The following is a 7996-nucleotide window of genomic DNA, read 5'->3' as shown; positions in this document are numbered from 1 at the left end:
GGCCGCGCGCCCCCCCCCCCCCGCCGGGGGGGCGGGGGGCCCCCCCCCCCCCCCGGCGGGGCCCCCCCGGACCCCACTGACTCCTCGGCCTCAGTCGAGGAGCGTCTCCCCGATGTAGCCGCCCTCCGCACATCCCGGAGGGACGGCGAACACGGCGGATCCGATCGGGACCGTCCACTCGTTGAGCAGGTCGAGCTCGTCGAGCCGCTGCTGCATCGGGACGAACTGCCGCGCGACGTCGGCCTGGAACGCGGCGAAGAGCAGCCCGGATTCGGACACGCCGTCTCCGGCCGGGCGCTCGTCGTAGTTATACGCCCGTCGGAAGATGCGCTCCGTCCCGTCTCCGCGAGCGCGCCGGATGTGCGCGAACGCCGGGATGACGGGGAACCCGATGGCCGTCGTCGCGTCGAAGTCCGGCTCGTCGAACTCCGACGTCCCCGTGAGCGGCGCGCCCTCGCGCAGGGTCCTCCCGACGGAGGCCTCGCGGCCCCCGCGATCCAGGCGGTCCCAGGCGTCGAGGTCCATGCGGATGCGGCGCAGGACCATGCCCGTGCCGCCGGCCAGCCAGCCGTCATCACTCCAGACCACGCGCTCGAAGTCGTCGGTCCCCGGCTGCGGGTTGCTCGTGCCGTCGACCTGTCCGAAGAGATTGCGCATGGTCGTCCCCGGTCGCTCGGTGCCGTGTGCGCGGCGGAAGCCCTGCTGGATCCACCGGACGGTCGCGAAGCCGCGCGCGTCCTTCAGGAGCATGCGCTGCGCGTGTGCGACGGTCAGGGGGTCGTCAGCTGCGATCTGGAGGAGCAGGTCTCCGTCCGAGAACTCCGGCTGCAGGCGGTCCACCCGGAAGGCGGGAAGCGGCGCGAGCCACGAGGGGGTGCTGCCGCCAGCCCGTGCCACGAGTGCCGGACCGAAGCCGAATGTGATCGTCAACCGGGCCGGGGCGACGGCGAGCTCCGGCTCCGAGTCCGCGAGCGCCGACCGTCCCTGGGTGAGCCTCGCCGCATCGTCCGTGAGGATCCGCAGGAGCCGGCGGAGCGCGTCGCGGTCGACCTCCGGGCGCAGATCGAGCGCCACGAACGAGCCGTGCGCCTGCGCCGCGGTGTCGATCCCGGCTTGATGGACGCCGTGGAACGGGACGGTGAGGGAGCCGTTGAGCGGTGCGGGGGCCGCGGGAGCCTCCGTGTCCGCTCGCGTGAGGGCGACATCCGCCCCGACCGCGACGGCGGCCCCGACACCGGCGACAGCCCCTCCGAGGAGGAACTGCCGCCGAGTCGAGCCGGTGCGGCCGGCGCGGGCGCCCGAGACGCGCGCGGACATCAGTGGTCCATGCCCTCGTGGTCGTCGGCGCCGTCGTAGTTCTCGTTCGCGCCGGAGTAGTCCTTCACCGGCGCGGCGAACTCGAACGTGGAGTCGTCCGACAGGGTGACGGTGAACGCGACCTCGTCACCGGCTTTCAGAGGCTCGGAGAGGTCCATCATCATGATGTGATTCCCCCCGGGCTCGAGGGCGAGGGTGCCGCCGGCGGGGACGACGAAGCCCCCGGCGATCTCCCGCATGACCATCTCCCCGGCCTCGTTCTCCACGGTCTCGTGCAGTTCGATCATCGGCGAGGCGGCGGAGGTGACCGACGTCACCGTCACGTCCGCCGCGCCCTCGTTGACGAGTACGCCGAAGCCCGCGGACATGCCGTCATCGGCCGACTTGACCCAGGCGTCGTCGATCCGGAGGACCTCACCGGCGGGGGCGCTGGTCGGCGTCTCGGCTGTGGGCGCGGTGCACCCGGTGAGCGCGACGAGCGAGAGGACGATCGCCGCGCCGAGGCGGGGAAGAGAAGTGCGAGTGTTCATGATGATGCCTTTCAGGAGTTCTCTGCCGTGTCGTCGCCGGATTCCGGCGGCACGGCGGCCGCGCGGCGGCGGCGGAGATTGAGGAGGAGGGCGAAAGCAGCGACGGCGAGTGCCGCGCCCGCCCCGCCGACGAGCAGGACCCGGATCGGGTCGCCCGTCTCGTCTGCGTTCTGATCCGATGCGGTCGACGAGTCGTCCGGGGCGGAGGAGGTCGGCTCCGGGTTCTGTGTCGACTCCAGCGGGACGGCGTCTCCGACGGCGAAGGGGATGACCCCCGCGATCGGGTGCCCGTCCTCGGAGACGACCTGCCAACGCACCTGGTACCCGCCGTCCGGCATGTCCGTCCTGAGAGCGGCCGTGACATTCCGGCCGCGCACCTCCACCTCGCCGGTCGCCCAGTCCTCGCCCTCCGCGTCGACGACGAGGACGACGGCCCCGGCGGTCGACTCGTCGAGGACGAGGAGCTCGCCCGAGAACGTCATGGTGACGCTCGAGGGCGCAGCATCGAGATGCTCACCGTCGCCGGGGTCGCTCTCGAGGAGTTGGTCATGGGCGGTCGCCGGCGCTGCCGTCGCGAGGATCGCGACAGCCGCCAGCACCGCCCCGGCCGCGAATCTGCGGACAGGGGACATGGAAGAGCCTCTCTTCAGACGTCGCCGAGCGACGTGGGTACCTGCGTTCGGACGCGCGTCACCGGGACAGCGCGAGGACGCACCGCACGGCGCGAAGCCGTGGGCGCGGATCAGAGCGCGGGAAGAGAGGGCGGTGCGCGCCCGAGAAGCGGGGTGAGGAGCCGAAGATCATGGGCCGTCCGGACGAGGAAGACCCCGGCCAGGCGACACGGAGAGGTGGCGGAGCGCGGGGCGAGCGTCACGTCCGCACGCCGACGCACCCAGCGGATCAATCGGACGGCGAGATCACGCACGGTGAGGAGCAGCCGCTCGCCGCGGTGGAGCGCCGTCACCGTGAGGAGGGCGGCGAGGGCGTGCCCGAGCCACATCGCGGCGTCCGCGGTCGCGACGACCGCAGCGCCCTCGGCTGCGGGAAGCACGAGCGGTGCGCCGTGCACGTGCCGGATCGCCACGCCGGACGGAGTGACCGTGCCGAGCACGAAGAGCACGTGGAAGAGGAACTGGCTCACAGCCACCGAGAGGGCGAGTCGGGTGAGGGAGAGCTTCCGTCCGGCGAGCAGCACGCTCACCATGAAGGCGAACAGCCAGGGCACGAGGATGCCCAAGGGGCCCGGCATCTCTCCGCCGCCGCTCACATGACCTGCGAGAGCCACGAAGATCGCGAGCGACGAGGTCGCGAAGCCCCGCACGACGGCGGGCTTGCGGGACGGGCTCACGGCCACCAGTCTGCCATGTGCCGGAGTCCGTGACGGGCCGGGGCGCGCGTCAGCCCCGTGGTGCTCCGGTGCGCTTCACGACGTCGTAGGCGGCGAGCGCAGCCTTGCGCGTCTCGCCGAGGTCGACGATCGGCTCAGTGGGGGCGTCCGCAGCCCAGCGCCCGATGTAGTGCCCCTCGCCGTCGAATTTCCTGGCCTGCAGCTCCGGGTTGAACACGCGGAAGTACGGGGCAGCGTCGGCGCCGGAACCCGCGACCCACTGCCAGTTGAACGGATTGCTCGCGTCATCGGCGTCCACCAACGTGTCCCAGAACCACTCCTCGCCGAGGCGCCAGTCGATGAGGAGGTTCTTGACGAGGAACGATGCCGTGACCATCCGCACCCGGTTGTGCATGTACCCGGTGTGCCAGAGCTCGCGCATGCCCGCGTCGACGAGGGGAACTCCGGTTTCGCCGTGCTGCCAGAGCTCCAGACGTGCGGGATCCAGCGGAGGCCACGGGAACGCGTCGAACTCCCGCCGCAGGTTCTTCGTCGCGAGGTCGGGGAAGTGGAACAGCGTGTGCCAGGCGAACTCGCGCCAGCCCAGCTCCGAGAGGAATCCGCCCGCCCCGTCGACCTCGATCGCCTCATGCCACACGGTGAACGGACTGAGCTCGCCCCAGCGCAGTCGCGGAGACAGCCGGGAGGTGGCACCGGCAGCCGGGGCGTCGCGAGCGTGGTCGTACGTGCGGATGTCGTCGGCGAGGAAGTGCTGCAACCGGCGGCGCGCGGCGGGCTCCCCGGGCTCCCATGTCTCGCGGAGCCCGCCCGCCCAGTCCGGGGCGGTCGGTAGCAGCCCCCAGTCGTCCAGCGCATCGGAGGAGAGCCGCTTCCCGGCGCCGGGGAGCTCGCGGGGTTCGGGGAGCGGAGCGCGCGGGGCCGGAAGGGCCAGACAGGCCCGCCAGAACGGCGTGAAGACCGAATAGTGCGTGCCGCTCCCGGTGGTGACCGTCCACGGCTCGTGCAGGAGCGACCCCGCGAAAGACGCCACCTGGAGACCGTCGTCGCGCAGCGTCGCCTTCAGCCCCGCGTCGATCTCGCGCCCGGCCGCCTCGTAGCGGCGGTTCCAGAAGACCGCTCCGGCACCCGACTCGGCGACCAGCTCCCGCACGATCCGGTCGGCGGGCCCGCGCCGCAGCACCAGCGTCGTCCCCTTCTCCTGCAGCCGCGCGGCGAGGGAGGCCAGCGAATGGTGCAGCCACCAACGCGCGGCACCGCCCAGCCGACGGATGCCGGGGGACTCCTCATCGAGGACGAAGAGCGCGATGATCGGTTCGTCGCGGTCGACCGCGGCACGCAGCGCGGGGTTGTCGGCCAGGCGGAGATCGTCGCGGAACCAGACGATCGAGGGCGAGGTCATCGGGTCGCCCACAGGGCCCAGGCGATCAGCAGAGGCTGCAGGAACAGGCGGCCGAACCGCCGCCGCTCCGTGTCGAGCCCGGGCGTCGATCTCCCGGTGCGCCACTGATGCCAGTTGCCAGGGAAGACCGCGGCGAAGAATCCCGCCGTCGCCCACCCCATCTTGCGGCGTTCCCGCGGCAGAGCCACCAGGCCCGCCGCGAGCGCGACCTCGGCCGCACCCGACGCCAGGACGATCGTGTCCTTGTCCATCCGGGTCAAGCGGGTCGCCCAGTCGGGCACGACGACCCGGAACCCGCGTGTCTGGGTGAAGTGCAGCACGCCCATCGTCCCGAGGGCGAGAGCAAGGAGCCAGCGGGCGATCGTCCGTGTCATGCGCCCACGCTACCGTCCCCGTCGGACGCCGTGCCTGTCACACTGAGGCGATGACCGTGCTGCGCATCACCGTCCTCTTCTTCCTCGCCGCCATCGCCGAGATCGGCGGTGCCTGGCTCATCTGGCAGGCGGTGAAGGAGGACAGGGGGTGGCTGTTCGCCGTCCTCGGGGTGATGGCCCTCGGTGCCTACGGGTTCATCGCGGCGCTGCAGCCGGACGCGAACTTCGGCCGCGTCCTGGCCGCCTACGGCGGGATCTTCATCGCAGGCTCCCTCGCCTGGGGCGTCATCGTCGACGGATTCCGCCCCACCTCGTGGGACGTGATCGGATCCGTGGTGGCGCTGGCCGGGGCGGCGATCATCATCTTCGCACCGGCGGCCGCGGATCCGCTGTCGGAGACCGCCGCGTGACGGTCGGCGACCGGCGAGCGGACGAGTAGCCTAGATCCAGACCCAGATGGAGTGATCAGTGCCTGAAAACGCCCAGCCGACCGACGGCTTCGCCCTGTTCTCTGACCGAAACGTCGTCGCCATGCGCGTCGGCGGCGTCCTGAAGGACCTCGCTGCGACGGTCACCGACACCGACGACGTCGAGCCCGTCACGATCGACAGCCCCGACGGCCTGAACATCCTGCGTCACTCGACCGCGCATGTGCTCGCGCAGGCGGTGCAGCGGATCAACCCGCAGGCGAACCTCGGCATCGGTCCGCCCATCACCGACGGCTTCTATTACGACTTCGGCGTCGACACCCCGTTCACGCCCGAGGACATCAAGGCGATCTCCAAGGAGATGCAGCGCATCGTCCGCGAGAGCCAGCGCTTCGTCCGTCGCGTCGTGACCGACGAGGAGGCTCGTGCGGAGCTCGCGGACGAGCCGTTCAAGCTCGAGCTCATCGGGCTCAAGGGCCCGTCGACGGCCTCCGAGGGCGAGATCGCCGAGGGGGCATCCGTCGAGGTGGGCGAGGGCGAGCTCACGATCTACGACAACACCACCCGCGATGGCGAGGTCGTCTGGAAGGACCTCTGCCGCGGTCCGCACCTGCCCAACACGCGCATGATCGGCAATGGCTGGGACCTCACCCGCATCGCCGCCGCGTACTGGCGGGGGAGCGAGAAGAACCCGCAGCTCCAGCGCATCTACGGCACCGCATGGCCGACGAAGGACGAGCTGCGCGCCTACCAGGAGCGCATCGCCGAGGCCGAGCGTCGCGACCACCGCAAGCTCGGCGCCGAGATGGACCTGTTCTCGTTCCCGGACGAGATCGGCTCGGGACTGGCCGTGTTCCATCCCAAGGGCGGCATCATCCGCTACGAGATCGAGGAGAACCTGCGCAAGCACCTGCTGCGCAACGGCTACGACCTCGTCAACAGCCCGCACATCACGAAGAAGGATCTCTTCATGACGTCCGGGCACCTGCAGACCTATGCGGACGGCATGTTCCCCCCGATGCACCTCGACGAGGTCGTCGACGACGAGGGCAACGTCACCCGCCAGGGCCAGGACTACTACCTGAAGCCGATGAACTGCCCGTTCCACAACCTCATCTTCCGTTCGCGCGGGCGCTCCTACCGGGAGCTGCCGCTGCGTCTGGCCGAGTTCGGCACGGTCTACCGCTACGAGAAGTCCGGCACGCTGTCGGGGCTCACCCGCGTGCGCGGTCTGACCCAGGACGACGCGCACATCTACGTCGCCCAGGACCAGGTGAAGGAGGAGCTCACCACCAACCTGAACCTCGTGCTCGACCTGCTCCGGGACTACGGCCTCAACGACTTCTACCTCGAGCTCTCGACGAACGAGGAGGGCAACCCGAAGTTCCTCGGCGAGCCCGAGCAGTGGGCGACGGCGATCGACACGCTGCGCGAGGTCGCGATCGAATCCGGTCTCGAGCTCGTCGCCGACCCGGGTGGCGCGGCCTTCTACGGCCCGAAGATCTCGGTGCAGGCCCGCGACGCCATCGGCCGCACCTGGCAGATGTCGACCATCCAGCTCGACTTCAACCAGCCCGACCGGTTCGAGCTGGAGTACACCGGTCCCGACGGGCAGAAGCACCGGCCTGTGATGATCCACCGGGCGCTCCTCGGCTCCGTCGAGCGCTTCTTCGCGATCCTCCTCGAGCACTACGCCGGCGACTTCCCGCTCTGGCTCGCGCCCAGCCAGGTGGTGGGTGTGCCGGTGGCCGAGCAGTACGGCGACTACCTGGACGACGTCATCGCGCAGCTCCGGGCGGCGGGCGTGCGGGCCGACGTCGACCACTCCGACGACCGGATGCAGAAGAAGATCCGGAATCACACCACCGCGAAGGTGCCGCTGATCCTCATCGTGGGGGAGCAGGATCGTGCCGCGGGGACGGTGTCGTTCCGCTTCCGCGACGGCACGCAGGAGAACGGCGTGCCGGTCGCCGACGCGGTGCGCCGGATCAGCGCCGCCATCGCCTCGCACGCGCTGGTGTTGAAGGCGGGAGACCTCGCATGACGGACGGTGAGGCGGACCTCGAGGACGCCTCCCGTCTCGTCGGGGTGCCCGACGAGTTCCAGCGGCTGTGGACCCCGCACCGGATGGCGTACATCCAGGCCGGGCCGGAGCCGCTGCGCGAGGAATGCCCGTTCTGCGAGGCACCGAAGTACCCGGATGCCGAGCGGCTCATCGTGGCGCGCGGGGAGACCGCGTACGTGCTGCTGAACCTCTTCCCGTACAACTCGGGTCACCTGCTCGTCTGCCCGTACCGGCACATCGCCACCTACGACCAGGCGACGGCCGAGGAGGTCGCCGAGATCGGCGCCCTCACCCAGACCGCGATGCGCGTGCTCCGCGAGGTCTCCGGCTGCGACGGCTTCAACCTCGGCATGAACCAGGGAGCGGTGGCCGGAGCGGGCGTGGACGCGCATCTGCACCAGCACGTGGTGCCGCGGTGGCGCTCGGACGCGAACTTCTTCCCGATCATCGCCAAGACGAAGGCGCTCCCGCAGCTCCTCGGCGAGGTGCGGGAGGCCGTCGCCGAGGCGTGGCCCCCCGCCGACCGCTGAGCCGT

The 7996-nt window shown here is 70.8% G+C and carries 9 protein-coding genes; 3 read left to right on the top strand and 6 right to left on the bottom strand.

Annotated elements, in window-relative coordinates; all coding sequences use genetic code 11:
* Positions 1-90: 90 nt before the first annotated feature.
* The 6 genes from M4D53_RS13645 to M4D53_RS13620 form a co-directional block, all read right to left on the bottom strand.
* Positions 91-1317 (bottom strand): Dyp-type peroxidase, encoded by a 1227-nt coding sequence (locus M4D53_RS13645; RefSeq protein ID WP_259954530.1) that lies wholly within the window; start codon positions 1315-1317, stop codon positions 91-93.
* Positions 1317-1847 carry a copper chaperone PCu(A)C gene (locus M4D53_RS13640; protein ID WP_259954529.1) on the bottom strand — a complete coding sequence of 177 codons (531 nt, stop codon included), beginning with the start codon at positions 1845-1847 and terminating at the stop codon, positions 1317-1319. Before M4D53_RS13640 ends, M4D53_RS13645 begins: the two co-directional genes overlap by 1 nt.
* A gap of 11 nt (positions 1848-1858) precedes the next feature.
* The gene (locus M4D53_RS13635) at positions 1859-2479 is read right to left on the bottom strand and encodes a copper resistance CopC family protein (RefSeq protein WP_259954527.1); all 621 of its coding nucleotides are present in this window, start codon (positions 2477-2479) and stop codon (positions 1859-1861) included.
* Positions 2480-2589: 110 nt separating this feature from the next.
* The gene (locus tag M4D53_RS13630; protein ID WP_259954525.1) at positions 2590-3195 is read right to left on the bottom strand and encodes a hypothetical protein; all 606 of its coding nucleotides are present in this window, start codon (positions 3193-3195) and stop codon (positions 2590-2592) included.
* A gap of 49 nt (positions 3196-3244) precedes the next feature.
* The gene (locus M4D53_RS13625; RefSeq protein ID WP_259954524.1) at positions 3245-4594 is read right to left on the bottom strand and encodes a cryptochrome/photolyase family protein; all 1350 of its coding nucleotides are present in this window, start codon (positions 4592-4594) and stop codon (positions 3245-3247) included.
* Positions 4591-4968 carry a DoxX family protein gene (locus tag M4D53_RS13620; protein WP_259954523.1) on the bottom strand — a complete coding sequence of 126 codons (378 nt, stop codon included), beginning with the start codon at positions 4966-4968 and terminating at the stop codon, positions 4591-4593. Before M4D53_RS13620 ends, M4D53_RS13625 begins: the two co-directional genes overlap by 4 nt.
* A gap of 50 nt (positions 4969-5018) precedes the next feature.
* On the opposite strand from M4D53_RS13620, the gene M4D53_RS13615 reads away from it, so the two are divergent.
* From M4D53_RS13615 to M4D53_RS13605, 3 genes are all read left to right on the top strand, one after another.
* On the top strand, positions 5019-5378 hold the full coding sequence (locus M4D53_RS13615) for a YnfA family protein (protein ID WP_259954522.1): 360 nt from the start codon (positions 5019-5021) through the stop codon (positions 5376-5378).
* A gap of 121 nt (positions 5379-5499) precedes the next feature.
* A complete protein-coding gene (gene thrS, locus M4D53_RS13610) occupies positions 5500-7440 on the top strand; it encodes a threonine--tRNA ligase (RefSeq protein ID WP_259954535.1) in 1941 nt (646 codons plus the stop codon).
* On the top strand, positions 7437-7991 hold the full coding sequence (locus tag M4D53_RS13605) for an HIT family protein (RefSeq protein WP_187661532.1): 555 nt from the start codon (positions 7437-7439) through the stop codon (positions 7989-7991). The genes thrS and M4D53_RS13605 overlap by 4 nt, the downstream gene beginning before the upstream one ends.
* The last annotated feature ends 5 nt before the right edge of the window (positions 7992-7996 follow it).

The sequence above is a fragment of the Microbacterium meiriae genome, from assembly GCF_025143875.1.
Lineage (GTDB): Bacteria > Actinomycetota > Actinomycetes > Actinomycetales > Microbacteriaceae > Microbacterium > Microbacterium meiriae.
This window is presented reverse-complemented; position numbering and strand designations above follow the sequence as displayed.